This window comes from Pseudomonas sp. CC120222-01a, assembly GCF_003097235.1.
In the GTDB taxonomy this organism is placed as follows: domain Bacteria; phylum Pseudomonadota; class Gammaproteobacteria; order Pseudomonadales; family Pseudomonadaceae; genus Aquipseudomonas.
In genome coordinates this window covers 26,295-46,023 of record NZ_QEQQ01000018.1, presented here as the reverse complement: position 1 = coordinate 46,023, position 19,729 = coordinate 26,295, and the positions used below count along the sequence as shown (strand labels likewise).

At 62.4% G+C, this 19,729-nt stretch carries 17 protein-coding genes and 2 pseudogenes; 13 read left to right on the top strand and 6 right to left on the bottom strand.

Going from position 1 to position 19,729, the window contains the following annotated elements; translation table 11 throughout:
* Position 1 precedes the first annotated feature (1 nt).
* The 9 genes from cobU (at position 2) to N430_RS21070 (ending at position 6,614) form a co-directional block, all read left to right on the top strand.
* Positions 2-523, top strand: a complete 522-nt coding sequence (cobU, locus tag N430_RS21105; RefSeq protein ID WP_110638792.1) for a bifunctional adenosylcobinamide kinase/adenosylcobinamide-phosphate guanylyltransferase — start codon at positions 2-4, stop codon at positions 521-523.
* Positions 520-1,575, top strand: a complete 1,056-nt coding sequence (gene cobT / locus N430_RS21100) for a nicotinate-nucleotide--dimethylbenzimidazole phosphoribosyltransferase (protein ID WP_110638791.1) — start codon at positions 520-522, stop codon at positions 1,573-1,575. Before cobU ends, cobT begins: the two co-directional genes overlap by 4 nt.
* A complete protein-coding gene (locus tag N430_RS21095; protein ID WP_110638790.1) occupies positions 1,572-2,129 on the top strand; it encodes a histidine phosphatase family protein in 558 nt (185 codons plus the stop codon). The genes cobT and N430_RS21095 overlap by 4 nt, the downstream gene beginning before the upstream one ends.
* A 1-nt stretch (position 2,130) precedes the next feature.
* Complete coding sequence (locus N430_RS21090; protein ID WP_110638789.1) at positions 2,131-2,859, top strand: adenosylcobinamide-GDP ribazoletransferase; 729 nt, start codon at positions 2,131-2,133, stop codon at positions 2,857-2,859.
* Positions 2,860-3,071: 212 nt separating this feature from the next.
* The gene (locus N430_RS21085) at positions 3,072-4,184 is read left to right on the top strand and encodes a glycoside hydrolase family 5 protein (protein ID WP_256592170.1); all 1,113 of its coding nucleotides are present in this window, start codon (positions 3,072-3,074) and stop codon (positions 4,182-4,184) included.
* A gap of 42 nt (positions 4,185-4,226) precedes the next feature.
* On the top strand, positions 4,227-4,631 hold the full coding sequence (locus N430_RS21080) for a MarR family winged helix-turn-helix transcriptional regulator (protein ID WP_110638787.1): 405 nt from the start codon (positions 4,227-4,229) through the stop codon (positions 4,629-4,631).
* 63 nt (positions 4,632-4,694) lie between these two features.
* Positions 4,695-5,897 carry an MFS transporter gene (locus N430_RS21075; RefSeq protein WP_110638786.1) on the top strand — a complete coding sequence of 401 codons (1,203 nt, stop codon included), beginning with the start codon at positions 4,695-4,697 and terminating at the stop codon, positions 5,895-5,897.
* Positions 5,894-6,016 (top strand): hypothetical protein, encoded by a 123-nt coding sequence (locus tag N430_RS29765; protein WP_256592168.1) that lies wholly within the window; start codon positions 5,894-5,896, stop codon positions 6,014-6,016. The genes N430_RS21075 and N430_RS29765 overlap by 4 nt, the downstream gene beginning before the upstream one ends.
* A 46-nt stretch (positions 6,017-6,062) precedes the next feature.
* The gene (locus N430_RS21070; RefSeq protein ID WP_110638785.1) at positions 6,063-6,614 is read left to right on the top strand and encodes a glutathione peroxidase; all 552 of its coding nucleotides are present in this window, start codon (positions 6,063-6,065) and stop codon (positions 6,612-6,614) included.
* Between the two features lie 122 nt (positions 6,615-6,736).
* Here N430_RS21070 and N430_RS21065 read toward each other — a convergent pair whose 3' ends face one another.
* Positions 6,737-6,997 carry a DUF2798 domain-containing protein gene (locus N430_RS21065; protein ID WP_110638784.1) on the bottom strand — a complete coding sequence of 87 codons (261 nt, stop codon included), beginning with the start codon at positions 6,995-6,997 and terminating at the stop codon, positions 6,737-6,739.
* 114 nt (positions 6,998-7,111) lie between these two features.
* On the opposite strand from N430_RS21065, the gene N430_RS21060 reads away from it, so the two are divergent.
* The gene (locus N430_RS21060) at positions 7,112-8,041 is read left to right on the top strand and encodes a LysR family transcriptional regulator (RefSeq protein ID WP_110638783.1); all 930 of its coding nucleotides are present in this window, start codon (positions 7,112-7,114) and stop codon (positions 8,039-8,041) included.
* A 43-nt stretch (positions 8,042-8,084) separates the two neighbouring features.
* On the opposite strand, the gene N430_RS21055 is transcribed toward N430_RS21060, so the two are convergent.
* The 3 genes from N430_RS21055 to N430_RS21045 form a co-directional block, all read right to left on the bottom strand.
* On the bottom strand, positions 8,085-9,365 hold the full coding sequence (locus N430_RS21055; protein ID WP_110638782.1) for an OmpP1/FadL family transporter: 1,281 nt from the start codon (positions 9,363-9,365) through the stop codon (positions 8,085-8,087).
* 146 nt (positions 9,366-9,511) lie between these two features.
* Positions 9,512-9,994 carry a hypothetical protein gene (locus N430_RS21050; RefSeq protein ID WP_110638781.1) on the bottom strand — a complete coding sequence of 161 codons (483 nt, stop codon included), beginning with the start codon at positions 9,992-9,994 and terminating at the stop codon, positions 9,512-9,514.
* A gap of 248 nt (positions 9,995-10,242) precedes the next feature.
* Positions 10,243-10,467, bottom strand: a complete 225-nt coding sequence (locus N430_RS21045) for a hypothetical protein (RefSeq protein ID WP_012313162.1) — start codon at positions 10,465-10,467, stop codon at positions 10,243-10,245.
* A gap of 953 nt (positions 10,468-11,420) precedes the next feature.
* On the opposite strand from N430_RS21045, the pseudogene N430_RS21040 reads away from it, so the two are divergent.
* Positions 11,421-11,762: pseudogene (locus tag N430_RS21040) on the top strand (sel1 repeat family protein); the annotation flags it as partial.
* 172 nt (positions 11,763-11,934) lie between these two features.
* On the top strand, positions 11,935-13,308 hold the full coding sequence (rmuC, locus tag N430_RS21035) for a DNA recombination protein RmuC (RefSeq protein ID WP_165837372.1): 1,374 nt from the start codon (positions 11,935-11,937) through the stop codon (positions 13,306-13,308).
* Here rmuC and N430_RS21030 read toward each other — a convergent pair.
* Positions 13,280-16,756: a hybrid sensor histidine kinase/response regulator gene (locus N430_RS21030; protein ID WP_110638779.1), complete on the bottom strand. Its 3,477-nt coding sequence runs from the start codon at positions 16,754-16,756 to the stop codon at positions 13,280-13,282. The two genes, rmuC and N430_RS21030, sit on opposite strands and share 29 nt — an antisense overlap.
* A gap of 1,216 nt (positions 16,757-17,972) precedes the next feature.
* On the opposite strand from N430_RS21030, the pseudogene N430_RS21020 reads away from it, so the two are divergent.
* A pseudogene (locus N430_RS21020) lies at positions 17,973-18,557 on the top strand (type II secretion system protein GspD); the annotation flags it as partial.
* On the opposite strand, the gene N430_RS21015 reads toward N430_RS21020, so the two are convergent.
* Positions 18,498-19,694: an MFS transporter gene (locus N430_RS21015; protein WP_110638777.1), complete on the bottom strand. Its 1,197-nt coding sequence runs from the start codon at positions 19,692-19,694 to the stop codon at positions 18,498-18,500. The pseudogene N430_RS21020 and the gene N430_RS21015 sit on opposite strands and share 60 nt — an antisense overlap.
* Between the last annotated feature and the right edge of the window lie 35 nt (positions 19,695-19,729).

Genomic DNA, 19,729 nt, shown 5'->3' with positions numbered 1-19,729 from the left:
CATGCGCAACCTGATCCTCGGCGGCGCCCGCTCGGGCAAGAGCCGCCTGGCCGAGCAGCTGGCCAGTGAAAGCGGCCTGCCAGTCACCTACATCGCCACCAGCGAGCCGCTCGATGGCGAAATGAACGAGCGCGTGCGCCTGCACCGCCAACGCCGGCCCGACGACTGGGCGCTGATCGAAGAACCTTTGGCCCTGGCTGCCGTGTTGCGTGCAGAAGCCGCCGAAGGCCACTGCCTGCTGGTGGACTGCCTGACCTTGTGGCTGACCAACCTGCTGATGCTCGACGATCCGCAGCGGCTGACCGCAGAGCGCGATGCGCTGCTCGACTGCCTGGCGGACTTGCCCGGCACCCTCATTCTGGTCAGCAACGAAACCGGCCTGGGCGTAGTGCCCATGGGCGAGCTGACCCGCCGTTACGTCGACCTGGCCGGCTGGCTGCACCAGGCCGTTGCCGAACGCTGCCAGCGCGTGGTGCTGACCGTGGCCGGCCTACCTCTCATGCTCAAAGGACCCGCTCTATGAACCAAGCCTGGTGGCGTGATGCCTGCCAACCCCTCGACAACGCCGCCATGGACCAGGCCCGCGCCCGTCAGCAGCAGCTGACCAAACCTGCCGGCTCGCTCGGCCAGCTGGAAGGCCTGGCCGTGCAGCTGGCTGGCCTGCAAGGCTGCGAGCGGCCCATCCTGGACCAGGTCGCCATCACCATCTTCGCGGGCGACCATGGCGTGGTCGAAGAGGGCATTTCGGCCTATCCGCAGGCGGTTACCGGGCAGATGCTGCGCAACTTTGTTGGCGGTGGCGCGGCGATCAGCGTGCTGGCGCGCCAACTGCAGGCCAGCCTTGAAGTGGTCGACCTCGGCACCATCGACCCTGAGCTGGAACTGCCAGGGGTGCTGCACCTGCGCCTCGGCGCCGGCACCGCCAACTTCGCCCGCCAGCCGGCCATGACCGATGCCCAGCTGCAGGCTGCCTTGCAGGCCGGTCGCGACAGCGCCTTGCGCGCAGCGGCCAATGGTGCGCAGCTGTTCATCGGTGGCGAGATGGGCATCGGCAACACCTCTGCCGCCGCCGCGCTGGCCAGCAGTTTGCTGGCCTGCCCGGCGCGTGAGCTGAGCGGGCCGGGTACCGGCCTGGACAGCGCCGGTGTTCGCCACAAGGCCGAAGTGATCGAGCGCGCCCTGCTGCTGCACGGCCTGCGCGCCGACGAGCCGCTACAGGCGCTGGCCTGTGTCGGCGGCTTCGAGATCGCAGCGCTGACCGGTGCCTACCTGGCCTGCGCCCAGCAAGGCATTGCCGTGCTGGTGGATGGCTTCATCTGCAGCGTCGCGGCATTGCTGGCGGTGCGCCTCAATCCGCAGAGCCGTGACTGGCTGCTGTTCGCTCACCAGGGCGCCGAGCCTGGGCACAAGACCCTGCTCGCGGCACTTGAGGCCCAGCCATTGCTGGCGCTGGGCCTACGCCTGGGCGAGGGCAGTGGCGCCGCCCTGGCGGTGCCGCTGATGCGCCTGGCCTGCGCCCTGCACGGGCAGATGGCGACCTTCGCTGAAGCCGCGGTGGCGGACCGCCCGGCATGATCCTCGACCTGCTGCGCCACGGTGAAACCGAGCAGGGCGGCGGCCTGCGCGGCAGCCTGGACGATGCCCTGACCGACAAGGGCTGGAGCCAGATGCGTGAAGCGCTGGCAGGTGCAGGCCCCTGGGATGTGCTGGTCAGCTCACCGTTGCAGCGCTGCGCGCGGTTTGCCGAGCAGCTGGGCATGCCGGTACAGCTCGACGCCGATCTGCAAGAGCTGCATTTTGGCGAGTGGGAAGGGCGCAGTGCCTTGCAGATCATGCAAACCCAGGCTGACGAGCTTGGGCGTTTCTGGGCCGACCCATACAGCTACACGCCGCCGGCAGGGGAGCCCGTCGCTGCCTTTGCCGAGCGTGTACTGTCTGCCGTCGGGCGCCTGCGCCAGCAGCATGCCGGCAAGCGCGTGCTGCTGGTCACCCATGGTGGCGTCATGCGGCTGCTGCTGGCACTTGCCCGCGGGCTGCCCAGAGAGCAGTTGCTGCAGGTCGAGGTTGGCCATGGTGCCCTGATGCGCCTGGCGGTGGACGAAGCTGGCGCGATGCACGAGGTGCTTTGACATGTTGCCGTTCTGGATTGCCCTGCAGTTCCTCAGCAGCTTGCCGGTACGTTTGCCGGGGATGCCTGAGCCACGTGAAATGGGCCGCTCGTTGTTGTGCTACCCGCTGGTAGGGTTGCTGTTCGGCCTGTTGCTGTGGCTGGTTAGCCACCTGCTGCAAGGGGCTGCGGCGCCGTTGCACGCGGCCCTGTTGCTAACGCTGTGGGTGTTGCTCAGTGGCGCGTTGCACCTGGATGGCCTGGCCGACAGTGCCGATGCCTGGCTAGGTGGCTTCGGCGACCGGGAGCGCACGCTGGAGATCATGAAAGATCCGCGCAGCGGGCCGATAGCCGTGGTCACACTGGTGCTGCTGTTGCTGCTGAAATTCTGTGCCCTGTGGGTGCTGGTGGAGCAGGGCGCGGGCATGGCCTTGCTACTGGCGCCGGTGGTGGGGCGGGCGGCGATGCTCGGCTTGTTTCTCGGCACACCTTACGTGCGTCGCGGGGGCCTGGGGCAGGCCCTGGCCGAGCACCTGCCGCGGCGTACGGCCGTGTGGGTTCTGCTGGCCAGTCTGCTGCTGTGTTTGCTGGTGGGTGGCGCCCACGCGATCTTGCCGATGCTTGCGGCGATCGCTGTGTTCATCGGTTTGCGCCGGTTGATGTGCAAGCGTCTGGGTGGGACCACGGGTGATACCGCAGGTGCCATGCTGGAGATTCTCGAACTGACCGTGCTGCTGGGCTTGGCAATTTAGTAATAGCCCTACAGTGCTTGGCGAAATTTCTTTCGCATAAAACTGGCTGCAAATTTTCGGAAAATCCCTGAAAAAATTCAGGAAATGACGCATTTTCTGCAGCTGTCTATGCTCGCGGTTTCTCTTACACCGCGAAGGCATGGGCAATGCGACAACTCCTGCTGGCCTGGTTGCTGGTCACCGTCATCGGCCCCGTTACGGCAGCCGACCTGATCGACTTCTGGAACACCCCGCGCCACGGCGGCAACAGCTTCAATCGCTTGCCGCCGGACCAGGCCTACTTCGATGCGTTGAGTGCGTACGGCGCGAGCTGGGTACGGCTGTCCTACGACAAGTGGAAGCCGGCGCAGCGTGACTTCCTGTTGGGCAATGCGGACCGGTATGAACAACTGCCCGCCGCTGATCTCAAGCAGTTGCGCGATACCCTGGATCGTGCGCACAGGGCAGGGCTCAAGGTGGTCATTACGCCGCTATCGCTGCCTGGCATGCGCTGGTCACAAAACAACCAGGGGCAGTTCGATGACCGTCTGTGGCAAGGCAACGGCTACGCCCGGCAAGCGGCCAACTTTTGGCGAGATCTGGCCCGGCAACTGAAAGACCATCCTGCCATCGCCGCCTACAACCTGATCAATGAACCTGCCCCCGAGAAACTTGGCGGCCTGGCCGAGCATGCTTCGGCTGAGCACATGCAGCAGTGGTACGCACAGCAGCGGGGTGGGGCGCGTGACTTGCCAGCGCTCTACACGCAGTTGATAGCGGCGATACGCGAGGTGGATGCCAAGACCCCGGTCATGGTCGATGCAGGCTGGTTCGCCAGTGCCGATGCCTTCGGTTACTGGCAGGCGCCCTTGCAGGATGACCGGGTGCTTTATAGCGTGCACATGTATGAGCCCTATTCGGCCACCAGTGCGCCGAACCTGTTGCGCAAGGCCCCCATCGATTACCCCGGCCCGGCGCCGTTCGGTGGTGAAAGTCAGCAGTGGGATGCCGAACGGGTCCGTCAGTATCTGAGCCTGCCATTGGCCTGGATGGAGCGCATGAAGCTGCCGTCTTCCCGGCTGGTCGTGGGGGAGTTCGGGTGCATGCGCCGACTGCCCGGTTGCAGCGAATACCTGGAGGATGTCCTCTCGGTCATGGACCGGCATCGGTTGCATTGGGCGTTCTACAGCTTCCGCGAAGACAACTGGGATGGCATGGACTACGAACTGGGATCGGCAAAGGTGCCATGGCGCTATTGGCAAGCGATCGAGCAAGGTAAGCCGGACCCGTTGGCGCGCAAGGCCACAGCGGAATTCGAGCCGATCCGGCGACGTCTGGCAGACTGAAACTTCTTGCAACACCGTGGGTGCGGGTATATACACGTATCCATGTTGACCAGTGAATGCATCTGCACCCATTTGCGTCGCGCCGCCCGCGGGGTGAGCCGGCATTACGACGAGGCCCTTGCCGGCTTCGGCATCAATGTCGCCCAGTTTTCCCTGTTGCGCCACCTGCAGCGGCTTGATCGCCCCAGTATCACCACGCTGGCCGAGGCCATGGGCCTGGAGCGCAGTACCCTGGGCCGTAACCTGCGCGTGCTGGAGGCCGAGGGCTTGGTAGCCCTTGCCGATGGTGATGACCAGCGCAATCGTGTGGTGTTGCTGACCGGAGCGGGTGCGGCACGCTTGCAAGCGGCTCATCCAGCCTGGGAGCAGGCGCAATTGATGCTGGTCGAGCAGTTGGGCGAAGGGCAGCGTGACGAGCTTGTGCGCTTGCTGGAGCGGCTTGCCTGAATCATTACGACTAGAAGCGGGTATATACCCGTACAACCTTGCGATGTGCTGGAGATAACGACAATGACTTCGGTGTGGCGAACCAGCGGGTGGGTTCTTGTGGGGGCGGCGTTGATCCTGGCGCTGTCCCTGGGTGTGCGGCACGGTTTTGGCCTGTTCCTGGCGCCGATGAGTGCCGACTTTGGCTGGGGCCGTGAAGTGTTCGCCTTTGCCATTGCCCTGCAGAACCTGATCTGGGGCCTGGCGCAGCCGTTTGCCGGTGCGCTGGCCGACCGCCTCGGTGCAGCGCGGGTGGTGATTATCGGTGGCATTCTCTATGCCGCTGGCCTGCTGTTGATGAGCACCGCCGATTCGGCCTGGTCGCTGTCGCTCAGTGCCGGCCTGTTGATCGGTATCGGTCTGTCTGGCACCTCGTTCTCGGTGATCCTCGGTGTGGTCGGCCGCGCCGTGCCGGCAGAGAAACGCAGCATGGCCATGGGTATCGCCAGCGCTGCCGGATCCTTCGGCCAGTTCGCCATGCTCCCCGGTACCCTTGGCCTGATCGAGTGGCTGGGCTGGTCGTCGGCGCTGTTGGTGCTTGGCTTGCTGGTGGCGTTGATCGTGCCCTTTGTCGGTCTCCTGCGTGACCGCCCGCTGCCCAGTCATGGTGCGGAGCAGACGTTGGGCGAGGCCCTGCGCGAAGCGTGTTCGCACTCAGGCTTCTGGCTGCTTGCCCTGGGTTTCTTCGTCTGTGGTTTCCAGGTGGTCTTCATTGGCGTGCACCTGCCGGCCTATCTGGTTGACCAGCACCTGCCAGCGACCACCGGCACCACGGTGCTGGCGCTGGTCGGGTTGTTCAACATCGTGGGTACCTACACCGCCGGCTGGCTGGGTGGGCGCATGTCCAAGCCACGCCTGCTCACCGCGTTGTATTTGCTGCGTGCGGTGGTGATCGCGCTGTTCCTGTGGGTGCCGGTGACTCAGGTGAGTGCCTACCTGTTCGGTATTGCCATGGGGCTGCTGTGGCTTTCCACCGTGCCTTTGACCAATGGCACCGTGGCCACGGTCTTCGGCGTGCGCAACTTGTCGATGCTCGGCGGTATTGTCTTCCTGTTCCACCAGCTGGGCGCCTTCCTGGGGGGCTGGCTGGGTGGCGTGGTGTACGACCAGACCGGCAACTACGACCTGGTCTGGCAGATTTCGATTCTGCTCAGTGTGCTGGCTGCTGCGCTCAACTGGCCGGTACGTGAACGGCCGGTCGCCCGCCTGCAGGTGCAAGCGGCATGAACCGCTACCTGGCCCGCGGGCTGCTGCTGGCGGCTGCGGCGTTGTTGCTGGCGCTGGTGTGGTGGGGCTGGCAGCGGGGCGGGATGGCGTTGATGCAGCTGGGCATGAGCGTTTGTTAAGCGCTACCCTGCAAGTTCAAGGATTGTCTTGCAGGAGGAATGAATCATGCGTGCTCAATGGTTGACGATGCCGTTGCTGGCTCTGCTGGCCGCCAGTTCCAGCTGGGCTGCCGATTGCCCGGCGCTGTTGCAGGGCAGCTTGCCTGAATTGCGTGGCAAGGAGCAGGTCGACCTGTGCCAACGCTTCGGCGGCAAGCCGCTGGTGGTGGTCAACACGGCCAGCTACTGCGGTTTTGCACCGCAGTTCGAAGGTCTGGAGTCGACGTACAAGGAATATCACGAGCAGGGCCTGGAAATGCTGGGCGTGCCGTCTAATGACTTCAAGCAGGAAGACGCTGATAGCGAGAAGACTGCCAAGGTCTGCTACGCCAACTACGGTGTGACCTTTACCATGACCAAGACCCAGCCGGTTCGCGGCAAGGATGCGATACCGCTGTTTGTCGAGCTGGCGCACCAGAGCAGCGCGCCGAAGTGGAATTTCTACAAGTACGTGGTGGATCGCCGGGGCAAGGTGATTGGCAACTTCTCGAGCTTGACCAAGCCCGATGATCCCGCCTTCAGGGCCGCGATCGAGAAGGCGATAGCCTCGCACCCCTAAGTGATGCTTTGTAAGGGCGGAAGGTGTTCGCGTAGAGGCTGGCAGGGGTTTGCCGATAATCATGCAGCGCCTGTCGGCGAGCACCTTTCAGCCCTCACGCAATTGCATTGCGGCTGCTTTTGTCAGTGTGGATGCACCGTAATCGCCACCAGCTTCAGCACCACTGGCCTCACCATCAGCACGCACACAAATGCCACTGGCATCGCCAATTGGTAAGCCTTCAGCACATTACTCAGGTAATCCGGATTCACCCCGGCATTCGCCGCAGTGATCACGAAGCACATCAGAAGCGCCATGATCGACGACATGTAGAACGCGAATACGTACGGCGTAGCGCTCGGGCGTAGTTTGCGCCGGCTGCGGGTGTGGGACAGATTGCTCATGCGATCTCCTGAAGGTTGGCTGAGGGCGCAGGTTAGCAATGCCTCCGGTAGCGGCTGTAGACCCGCTGGATTGAGTTCTTTATAAAGAGATTCTTACGAATCGAAGAGCTTGCCATGGATCTGCTCAACGCCATTCGCAGCTTCATTAAAGTGGTCGAAGCCGGCAGCATCGCCGCCGGCGCCCGTAACCTCGGCCTCAGCCCGGCAGCGGTCAGCCAGAACCTGGCGCGCCTGGAAGGGCACCTGCAAGTGCGCCTGCTCAGCCGCACCACCCGCAGCATGGCGCTGACGCCTGCGGGTAGCCAGTACTACGAACGGGTCAGGCACATCGAGCGCGACTTGGCCCTGGCCGAACAAGCGGTCACCACTCCCGACAGTGAGCCACAAGGGCGGCTGTGCATCGCCTCGACTTCTGCTTTTGGTCGCCATGTGCTGGCGCCGCTGATCCCGGCCTTCAGCGCCCGCTACCCGCTGCTTTCGATAGAGTTGATAACGACTGATCGCAAGGTCAATCACGCGCGCGAAGATGTCGATGTCAGCCTGCGCATCACCCCGCAACTGGAAGACCAACTGCTGGCGCGGCACATTGCCCGCATTCCGTTCATCTGCTGCGCGTCACCGGGTTACCTCGCCAGTGCCGGTTTACCGACCACTCCGGAGGTATTGCGGGATCATCGCTGCCTGGTCTTCCGTTATCCGGTGGATGGCCGTTTCCTGCGTTGGGGCTTTGTGCGTGATGGCATGCGTTTCGAGGCGGAATTCGGCACTGTATTGATCAGTGACGACATCGATGCCCTGACCCAGATGGCCCTCAACGATGGCGGCATCACCCGATTGGCCGAATTTATCGTCAGGCCACACCTGGCCTCGGGAGCACTGGTGCCGCTGTTCGAATACAGCGACGGTGGCCAGGCCTATGCCCAGACCGAGCCAATGGATATCTACCTGTGCGTGGCCGACCGCTTCGCCATGACCGCAAAAGTGCGAGCGTTCATGGACTACCTGCGTGAGTCGTTGGGCGATAACTGGCAATTACAGGCATGAAAAAACCGCCACGAGGGCGGTTTCTTGATGGGGCAGGTACGACTCAGAAGCGGTAGGTGAGCGAAGCACCGATACCGTGGGCACTATTCTCGTACTTGGCTTGGTAGCTGCCTTTGAGCAGAGCTTCCTGACGCGAATCAGGCAGGTTGTTTACCTTGGTGTCTTCTTCCCACAGGTAGGAGTAGGCAACATCGATGGTCATGTCGTCGTTCGGGCTCCAGCCAGCACCAATGCTTACCGCTTTACGATCGCCGGTAGGGATGCGCGGCGAGCGATCATGGTTGTTGGTTGGCGACTGGTCGACCGAGAAGCCGGCACGCAGGGTCCACTCTTTGTTTACCTTGTATGCTGCACCAATGGCATGAGCCCAGGTGTCATGCCAATTCTGCTCTTCGGTGATGGTCTGAAGTGGGTAGTTTGCCGGAGCATCGTTCTTGACGGTGATGTTTTCCAGGCGGCTCCAGCGAGTCCAGGTGCTACCCGCGTACAGTGTCCAGTTGTCATCCAGTTCATGAGTGATCGAGAAGTCAACTGACTCTGGCGTCTTGATTTTCAGGCTGGCGTCGAACTTGCCGCTGAGGCCAAGCTGTGGGACCGGGTAGGAAACGCGGGTATCGCCTTCAAGCTTGTAATCGACCATGGAGTGGTAGGTCAGGCCGAGGCGGGTACGGTCGGTTGCCTGAACGAGTACGCCGATGTTGTAACCGACAGCGGTGTCGTCGCCTTTGATCTTGACTTCGCCATCAGGACCGTTGGGGCCGAGCAGGGCTTTACTGGCCAGGTTCGAGCCCAGCTCACCCTTGATGTGGTTGATGGTCGGGCCAAAGCCGATCGACACTTTGTCGTTGAAGGCATAGCTAACAGTTGGCTGGAAAGTAATGACCTCGACTTTGCTCTTCTTGCCCCAGTAACGTGCAGCGTCACCGTTGCCATAGTCTGTAACCAGGCCGAATGGCACATACACACCGAAACCTACGCTCCAGTGGTCGTCGATCGGTTTGACGTAGTAGCCCATCGGCACGCCGACAGTCGGAACCATGTCGCCATCGGTTTCCCCCCCGAAGCTACTGCCTGGGCCCGAAATGTCAGTTTTTGCGATGACAGCCGCACCACCCACAGTGACTTGTTCGCGCTTGAGGCGGGACATACCGGCCGGGTTGCCATACACGGTGCTGGCATCATCGGCAGAAGAAGAACGACCAGCAAAACCGGTACCCATGCCGCTGATGCTTTGTTCGTTGAGTGCGAAGCCGGCAGCGAACAGTTGGCTGGATGCCAGGGCAACGGCTACACCGAGGGAGGTTTTGAGCATTGCTTTTTTCATTATTAGAAACTCCTTGTGATCTCCGGGGCGAAAAGCTACCAACAAATTACGCGCCGCGCTATAGCCTGAATCACAGGAGATAGAGCGGTTTTGTAGGACAATCCGACCAAAATTCCATTTTTTCCGATAAAGCTGTAGGACACTTCTTAGGATGCCTGTGGCAATTTCTGTTCAATACACGATTGCCAGGCCTGGGTGAAGTCGCGCAGGCGACCTTGAGGGTGGAAAATCTGCCGCCAGATGCGTGCCAGGCCGAGCAGGTCGTCGGCCGCTGGCAGCGGCGTTGCCTGCTCTTCGATGAGCATCCAGGCGATGGCAGTGGAGTAGCGCAGGTTCACCGTGAGCTCCAGGTGCGGCCCGCCGAGGAAGGCGTGTTGGCTGGCAAGGCCCCGAACCAGGCTGGCCAGCTCCGGATCGCGGGCAAGAAAGTGGTCCCAGACGGCCTGGTGACGGCTTTCGCCAATGCGGTAGAGGCCGTGGCCGCGACGGTCGTGCAAGGCTGAACCGAGTGCCGACTGGCAGGCCGCGATACCGAGCAGAAGGGCCTCGGCGCTGGCGCAGTGACGATTCAGATAGACCAGGGTTGGTCGGATCACATACTGACACAATTCATTCGCCGCGATACCCATGATGCCCTCGAGCAGTAAAGGGCCGACGGGCGCTGGAGCTTGGCAGCTGGAAATTGGTCAGGCCCGCCGGAAGCGGTAAGGACCGCTCGAGTTGAAGTGTAGTGTGATAATCGTGGTGTAAAGGGCTGTTTTTAAATCGATTGCTGCCTGCCATCCGGCGCTATATGCCTTGCAGCACTTAGGCCAAGAACGATCAGGCAGCATGTGGCAGGTGCCATTCAGCCTCTGAATACCCCGATATTCGCCACTCACGCGGTGAGCGATTGGCGGGTGCGGGCGATCACCGCCTGCAGCGGTTCCGAGCGGCTGTATTGTTCAGGGTACAGGCGTTCGGTGTGGCAGGCGACGCCGTGTTCGTCCACCAGGGTGAAGCTGAAGTTGCCCTTGCGTGGGGCGGTGATCAGGCACTTCAACGGCGAGAAGGCCTGGGAGAGGGTGCCAATGGCAGCCTGAATTTGATGATGAGTTTGCATGTTGTTGGAGGTTCCTGCTTTAAACACGGGGGATATGATCCGTGCATGATAGAAACGTTCCAGTGACGCCTTTATTAAGGGACGAACGAACCTGACTGGAACAGGGCAGCCAGAGAGAGCGCAATCAAAGTGTGGGCGCTTGGGCTGACTGGTAGGTACTTCAGAAGGCAGGCAGCACGCCGGGGCCAAGGTTCTAGGCCGTCGGGGTGGAATCCTGATCAATCTTCCGGTTGATTCGTGCTTGAACAGCGCTGGGCTGGCGAGTGAATCATCGAGTGGGCCGGTCCTGGTTTCAGCAGCGATCGTTCGGGAGAGCGATGGGCTGCAAGGACGCTTCTGGCCAGAATTGACTTTCAGCTTGGTACTAACGAGGCGCACCTTACCGAAAATGTGCGGCCTTTGCAAGCCTTGCACGTTTCTTCAGGCGAGCCGCGCAGTATGGCGCGTCTTTCGCCTGATGGGAAGAGGGGGCAACTGGCCGCCAATCGGCCCGATGTGCCAATTTTGTGCATCCAAACGCAGGCTTTCGGTGCACTTGTTCACATTCGAGGCGTGACTTGTAACAACCCGGCAACAGCCCTCCAAAGGCTCGCCAATGACTTGACTGGCACCTTAAGTCAATGAAAAAAAACACTAATTTTTGCTGGTGAAAAAATCGTCAGTTTGACTGTAGGCCCCATTTCACGGGGGTTTGCGGGCTCATTGGAGGGGTTGTCCACCGAGTTATCCACAGGAACTGTGGATTGTCCCGAGCGCTTGCTCTAGGACGGGCGTGCCAGCAAATTAGAGAACTGTCCGACAATCGACAGGCACCAGCCGACCCGCCAGTCATCCACCCGGAAACGTCAAGAAAAAATCATCGAAAAAAATTTCAATCCTCCGGAAATCGACAGGTCAGGCACAAAAAAAAGGAGTAGAGTGGCGCGCCTTTCGAGTTGCCATCCCTGTCGGTCATGAAGTTTCGCGGTAAACCCCTCGTCAGCCTCGCTGTTGCCTCGACAGCCCCTTCGCCCAAACGCTTTTCCCTGAAAGTGGCCCTCTGGCTGCTCGACAGCCCGCGCCTGGGTGACAAGCAGCAGGTCAAGCACATCGCCGGGCGCCTGCTCAAGCAACCCGCACGTGAAGGGGTGGTGGTGGCGCAGAGCCGCTTGGGGCAGATGCTCTGCCGTGATTGCGGCAATGCCCGGGACCGTCGCATCGGCCATGAGCTGTTGCGGCAGGCGGCGAGGGCCGGGGACACGCGGGCGCAACTGGAATATGCGCGGCTGTTCCAGGCCGATCAGTCGGAACAGGCGCCCGATCCAGCAGACTGATAAGCTGCACACAACTTGCAATAGCGTGATCGGGGTAAGCATGGCAGTGGATCTGACCAGCATTCTGCTGGGCTTGGTGGCGGGCGCCGTGCCTTGCCTGGGGTGGGTCATGCACGTGCAGCGCCGTCAGGGCGCCCGGCAGGGCGAGCAGGCCCTGCTCGAAGAGCGGCTCAGCAGCGCGCAACTGGCTCAGGCCGGCTTGCAGGCGCAACTGGACGCCAGCCGCGACGAGGTCAGCGACCTCAGCGAAGCCAACACCGTCAAGCAGACCCAGCTGGCCGCCCAGGGCCGTGAACTGGAACTGCTGCAGATCGACCGCGACAACGCCCGTGATGCAGCCCACGCCTGGCACCTCGAGCGCGCCACCCGCGAAGCCGAACTGCGTCGCCTGGAAGCCCAGGCCGCGCGCCTCGAAGCCGAGCTGCGCGAACAACAGGACAGCCACCAGCAGCGCCTGGAAGACCTTCAGGAGGCCCGTGACACCCTGCGCGCCCAGTTTGCCGACCTGGCCACGAAAATCTTCGACGAGCGTGAGCAGCGTTTCGCCCAGACCAGCCAGCAGCATCTGGGCCAGTTGCTCGACCCGCTCAAGGAGCGCATCCAGGCGTTCGAAAAGCGCGTCGAGGAAAGCTACCAGCAGGAAGCTCGCGAGCGCTTCTCGCTGGGCAAGGAACTGGAGCGCCTGCAGCAACTCAACCTGCGCCTGTCTGACGAAGCCACCAACCTCACCCAAGCCCTCAAGGGCCAGAAGACCCAAGGTAACTGGGGCGAGCTGATTCTCGAACGGGTGCTCGAGCATGCCGGCCTGGAGAAAGGCCGCGAATACCAGACCCAGGTCAGCCTGAAGAGCGCCGATGGCGAGCGCTTCCAGCCTGACGTGCTGATCATGCTGCCTGGTGACAAACAGGTGGTGGTCGATGCCAAGGTCAGCCTCACCGCCTACCAGCAATTTGTCAGCAGCAACGACGACGCCGCGCTCAAGCAGCACGTGCAGTCGCTGCGCAACCACGTCAAAGGCCTGTCGAGCAAGGACTACAACCGCCTCGAAGGCCTGCACAGCCTTGATTTCGTGCTGCTGTTCGTGCCGATCGAGGCGGCCTTCTCGGCGGCCCTGCAGGCCGAGCCCAACCTGTTCCAGGAAGCCTTCGACCGGCAGATCGTGATCGTCAGCCCGACCACCTTGCTGGCCACCCTGCGGGTCATCGACAGCCTGTGGAAGCAGGAGCGCCAGGGCCAGAACGCCCGTGAGATCGCCGAGCGTGCCGGGTGGCTGTACGACAAGTTCGTGCTGTTTATCCAGGACCTGGACGAACTCGGCAACCGTCTGCAGCAGGTCGACAAGGCTTACGCTGCAGCTCGCAACAAACTGTGCGAAGGGCGCGGCAACCTGGTCAGCCGCAGCGAACAGCTCAAGCTGCTCGGCGCCCGCGCCAGCAAGAGCCTGCCTGCCGAGCTGCTGGAACGGGCACTGTCTGACGAAGCGCTAGCCGACGAGGCGGTTACTGAACCAGGCTCAGATGGCGATTGAGCAAGGCGCGCAGAGCCGCTGGCTTCACCGGTTTGGCCAGGTAGTCCAGGCCTGCGGCATGCACGGTGGCCAAGGTTTCCTTGCTGCCGTCGGCGCTGATCACCACGCCGGGCACCGGCTCGCCCAGGCGTGCACGTAACCAGCCCATCAGCCCGGTGCCGGTTTCGCCGTCATCCAGGTGGAAGTCCACCAGCGCCAGGTGCGGGCGCATGCCCTTGGCCAGCAGCGCTTCGCATTCGGCGCGGTTGCGTGCAGTCCACACCTGGCAGCCCCAGCGACTGAGCAGGCTGTTCATGCCGATCAGGATGCTGTCCTCGTTGTCCACGCACAGCACCTGCAAGCCGGCCAGCGGCTGGCTCGCGGCTTCCACCGTAGCGCTCGGCGCTGCCGCCGCCTGGTGGGCTATCGGTACATTGACGCGGAACACCGTGCCCTTGCCGGGCCAGGAGCGTACCTCAAGCTTGTGGCCAAGCACCCGGCACAAGCCGTCGGCGATCGCCAGGCCCAGGCCCAGGCCTTTTTCGGCGCGGGTCTGGTGGCTGTCCAGGCGCTTGAACTCCTGGAAAATCACCTGCAGCTTATCGTCGGCAATGCCCGGGCCACGGTCCCACACCTCCAGCCACAGGTGCTCGCCCTGGCGGCGTACACCCAGCAGGATCGGGCTCTTGCCGTAGCGCAGGGCATTGGTGAGGAAGTTCTGCAGCACCCGGCGCAGCAGTTTCATGTCGCTGTCGACCCGCAGGCGGCTGCCGCGCAGGCGGAACTCCAGGCCCTTTTCAGCTGCCAGCACCTTGAACTCGGCGCCGAGGGTGTCGAACAGTTCGTTGAGGGCAAAGGGTTTGGCGTCGGGGGTGATCTTGCCGTTTTCCAGGCGCGAAATGTCCAGCAGGTCGCTGATCAGCTCCTCGGCCGAGCGCAGCGAACTGTCCATGTGCTGCACCAGCTGCTGGGCCTCTTCGTTCATGCCTTCGGCCTGCTGCGACAGGGCAGCGGAGAACAGCCGCGCAGCGTTCAGCGGCTGCATCAGGTCGTGGCTGACGGCAGCCAGGAAGCGGGTCTTGGACTTGCTTACCGCTTCGGCCTGGCTCTTGGCTTCCGAGAGCGCCTGGTTGAGTTGCGACAGCTCGTGGGTCCGTTCGGCCACGCGCTGTTCCAGGCCTTCGTTGGCGTCACGCAGCGCCTGTTCGGCCTCGCGGAACGGGGTGATGTCGGTGAAACTCATGACAAAGCCGCCACCGGGCATCGGGTTGCCGATCAGTTCGATCACCCGGCCATTGGGGAATAGCCGTTCGGAAGAGTGGGCGCGGCCCTGGCGCATCCAGTGCAGGCGCCGCGCCACGTGAACTTGCGCCTCGCCAGGGCCGCACAGGCCGCGCTCGGCGTTGTAGCGGATGATATCGGCGATTGGCCGACCAACGCTGATCAGCCCTTCGGGGTAGTTGAACAGCTCCAGGTAACGGCGGTTCCAGGCCACCAGGTGCAGGTTCTGGTCGACCACGCTGATGCCCTGGTTGATGTTCTCGATGGCGCCCTGCAGCAAGGCTCGGTTGAACTGCAGCACCTCGCTGGCTTCGTCGGCGATGCGCACCACGTCTTCGAGCTGCATGTCGCGGCCCTCGATGGCGGCCTTGACCACGGCACGAGTCGAGGAGGTGCCGAGCACGCCGGCCAGCAGGCGTTCGGTGTGTTCGATCCAGTCGCCATCGGCGTTCTGGTTGGGGTTGAAGCCCTTGCCCTGGCGGTAGGCGAAGCGGATGAAGCTTTGTCGCGCGCGCTCCTCGCCGACGAAGCGCGAGGCGAGGGTGAGCAGGTCTTCGATCTGCACCGCCAGCAGCGGTTTGCTGCTGGGCCGGGCGCTAGTCTGCTGGCCGATGAAGCGGCCTGCCTGCCAGTGTTCCGACACGCGGGTGCGCGACAGCATCGACACCCACACGAACAGGGTGAAGTTGCCCGCCAGCGACAGTACCACGCCCTGGGTCAAGGGGCTGATCGGCAGGTCGAGCGGGTTACCGTGCAGCCACGCCAGGCCCGGGAACAGCCCCAGCGACAGGCCCAGGCTATGGGCGATGATCGGCAGCACCAGGGTGTAGAACCACAGGAAGATGCCCGCTGCCAGGCCAGCGAACACGCCACGGCGGTTGGCCTGCTTCCAGTACAGCGCGCCGAGCATGGCCGGAGTCAGCTGGGTGACAGCGGCGAAGGCAATCTGGCCGATGGTGGCCAAGCTCGCGGTGGAGCCGAGCAGGCGGTAGCTGACATAGGCCAGCAGCAGGATCACCACGATGGTCACCCGGCGCACCGACAGCATCCAGTGGCGGAACGCCTCGAACGGCCGCTCGGCGTTATTGCGGCGCAGCAGCCAAGGCAGCAGCATGTCGTTGGAGACCATGGTCGACAGCGCCACGGCCTCGACGATGACCATGCCGGTGGCGGCCGAAGCACCACCGATGAAGGCCAGCAGGGCCAGGCTCGGATGCGCCTCGGCCAGTGGCAGGCTGATGACGAAGGAGTCGGAGATCACCGTGCCCGGCAGCAGCATCTGCCCGGCCAGGGCAATCGGCACCACGAACAGCGCGGCCAGGGCCAGGTACAGCGGGAACACCCAGCGCGCCAGGCGCATGTCCTGGGGTTCGATGTTCTCCACCACGGTGACATGGAACTGCCGCGGCAGGCAGATGATCGCCATCATCGCCACGGCGGTCTGCACCACCATCGACGGCCAGTTGATGGTTTCCTGCCAATAGCTGTCCAGCTGCACCGACTGGCGCGCCTGGGTCAGCAGGTCGTCGAAGCCGTCGTACAGGTTGAACACCACGAACACGCCCACGGCGAGGAATGCCAGCAGCTTGATCAGCGACTCGAAGGCAATCGCCAGGACCATGCCGCGGTGGTGTTCGGTGACGTCCAGGCTGCGTGTACCGAAGACGATGGCGAACAGCGCCAGCACCAGCGACACCACCAGCGCGGTGTCCTGCACGCGGGTGCCGGTGGCGTCGGCGTTGGCGCCGATCAGCAGGTTGACGCCAAGCACGATGCCCTTGAGCTGCAGGGCAATGTAAGGCAGCACGCCGACCAGGCAGATCAGCGCCACCACCACCGCCAGGGACTGCGACTTGCCGTAGCGGGCGGCGATGAAGTCGGCGATCGAAGTGATGTTCTGCTGCTTGCTGATCAGCACCATCTTCTGCAGCACCCACGGCGCGAAGATCAGCAGCAGAATCGGGCCAAGGTAGATCGGCAGGAACGCCCAGAGCTGTTCGGCGGCCTGGCCGACCGCGCCGAAGAATGTCCAGCTGGTGCAGTACACCGCCAGCGACAGGCTGTACACCCAGGCACGCAGGCGCGGCGGCAACGGTGTGCTGCGGCGGTCGCCGTAGAAGGCGATGGCGAACATGACGGCCATATAGGCCAGGGCGACCAGGGCGATCAGCCCGCTGGACAACGACATGAAAACTCCGGAGCAAAAAAGATAACGCGGTCCCGATCAATCAGTCTGGCACGCGGGCGGCGGTTCGTCAGCGCCGACGATGGTCGCAGCGGCGAGTCGTCGCAGATTTCTCCTGTGTTGGCCTATGTAGGTACCCCGCCAGTAGAACAGTCCGGCGAGTATCACCGACATCAATAGCAGGTATGAAGACTACCCCTAGCCAACACCGCCCCTAAGTACTTATCCTCTCGGCAGAGGGAGACATAATTCAACCTGTACTAACGTGGATCTAGGCCAGTCAAAGTACAGAGGAACTGGCATGCCAGAGCCCCGTGCGGCGCTTTGGTGAATTTCTTCAAGTGCCCAGCATCGAACTGGATCTGGCAGAAGTCAGGTGACTTGGCAATGACCAGCGCACAGTTCAGGAGCGTATCAATCCAGACGTTAAGCTGCCGCGAAGAATCCTGCTCGGTGCAGTGCACCGTCTGAACTGATCGCGGCTACAGTTGCTTGCCATTTCGGTATGGGCACAATGCAAGCAGGCCAGTCTCTGCTCCCTGGCTAGGCGTTTTTAATCCCTATGGAATTTCTGACATAAGATAGCAACCTCAGCGCCGCAGCTTGGCTCCACGTAGACAAGACTCAGCTTTCCGGAATAGACGGCCTGGATCAGTTCCGCCAATTTGCTTTCCGTCAAGAATGACGTCGAATCAGAAAGGCTTGTCAGCCATCTTATGAGGCTCCCGATCGCCTCGTCTGGGGGAGATTTTTCATTAAAGACAAGGACGCGAGATATTATATTTTGGCGGGTGAAGTCGGTTGCGCGATAATGGATGCATTGTTCGAATGTAATGCTAAGGTCAATGTCCTCAGTGGTTCTAAGTTTAATTTTTAGGCGGGCAGGGGCATCGCCGGAGTCTAGGCCAATTAGCTCGGCATCATGTAGTCCGTTCAGAGTTTCGCTCAGCACTTGATAATCCTCATTTATCTATCGAAGGGTCGAAAGGGCGTCCCTTGCCTCGGACTGGAGCTCCACCGTCGCTTCGCCCCCATTCGTGAACGTGTGGAATTCCCTGGCCATGGTCATGGTCCCAATCTACGTCTTTAACAGGAAGTCCGTCCGACCCATACCAGCGCTCTTGACCGCACGGCGTAATACACCTCATCACCAGTGAAGGGCGTATACCGGTCGATCTCATGGGCGACAACCTTGACTAACGCGTGCTGGGGCATGCGCGGCAACTGCACATTGCACTCCAGCACCCGCCTGAGTACCGGGATGAACAATCAGAATGCGCAAATTCAGGTGGGTGACAACATACCAATCAACCAGACCACCATCAATCTGGACAATACCTCGGTCACAACCAGCAGCGTGCAATATGTGCAGACGGGCGTGATTCTGGACGTGGTACCCCGGATCAACCCTGGTGGACTGGTCTACATGGACATTCAGCAACAGGTGAGCGATGCCAGCAAATTGCTGGACAGCAATGGCAACCCAAGTATCTCCACGAGGGCAGTATCGACGCAGGTTGCGGTCCAGAGTGGTCAGACGGTGCTGCTGGGAGGCTTGATCAAGCAGAATGAGGCCGATAGCCAGAGGCGTGTGCCTTGGCTGGGGCGGGTGCCGGGGTTAGGCTGGCTGTTCAGTGACATCCAGCGTAGTCATGCACGTACCGAATTGATTGTTCTTATAACGCCTAAGGTGGTGAGCGACGCGGGTACCGCGAGACAGGTGACGGATGAGTACCGGCAGCAGTTACAGTTGATTCGTCCGGATACCCTCGCGAAGCCCTCGGCTGTAAAAAACGGCAGCTAGCACCACGGCTGCGATCAATAGGTAGAAAATCACCCCCGGCCACCATAGCCCCAGGGCAAACCCCACCATCACCGGCCCCAGCGCCGCCCCGAGGTTGGACAGGTTCTGCGCCCCGTAATACACCCCACGCAGGTGCTCCGGGGCGATCAGGTCGATGAACATGTACTCGGCAGGGATGACGATGATTTCGCCCAGGGTGAACACCAGCATCGCCAGGCACCAGGCCACCACCGACCCGGCCAGGGCAAACCCCAGCAACCCGGCGATGAACAGCGCCATGCCGGCCAGCAGCCAGGGCATCAGCTGCTGGCGGCCAATGCGCCGGCCGATCAGGTACTGCAGGGCAATCACCGTGACCGCGTTGGTGGTCACCAGGTAGCCGACCAGCCGCGCCGCCTCGCTGGCGCTGCTGGTCACCACCAGGTATTGCGACAGGTAAGCGGTGAACTGGCCGAACACTACCGCGCTCAGCACGCCGCCCAAAGTGAAGCACACCAGCCGGCGGTCACGCGCCAGTCCCAGCGCCACCTGGCTGAACCCGGCGCTCGGCTGCTCCTGTGCGCTTGCTTGCAGGCCACGATCGCCGAGCCGCCAGTAGGCCAGGCACATGCCCAGGCCGGTCAGCGCCGAGGCAATGAAAGGCAGGTGATCGTCCAGCTCCAGCATGGCCACGCCGAGCAGCGGGCCGACGGCATAGCCGACGTTGCTCAGGGTGTACTTGATGGCGAACACCTCGGCCCGTTGCTCCACCGGCAGCAGCGCGCAGAAGCCGGCCTTGGCGGCGATGTCGACCACTGCCAGAGCCAGGTTGATCAGCACCAGGCAGGTGAAGAACAGCCACACCGAACGGCTGGCGATGGCTGCCACGAAGGCGAGGGCGAAGACCAGCGTACTGGCGCTGACCAGGGTGTGGTTGCGCACGGTGTCGACCAGGTGCCCACCGTACAGGCTCAGCAGTGAGGCAACGATCAGCGCGCCACCGATCAGCAGGCCGATCTGCCCGACCGACAGCTGGAAGTTGTCGGCCAGGTAGACCACCAGGTAGGGCAGGGTGAGGGCGCGGGCCACGGTCAGGGTGAAGGTGGTGGCCAGCAATAGGCGGATGCTGGCGGGGTAGCGCTTGAGGGCGGCGAGCATTGCCACGTCCTTGTGCATTCATGGGCTGGTGCAAG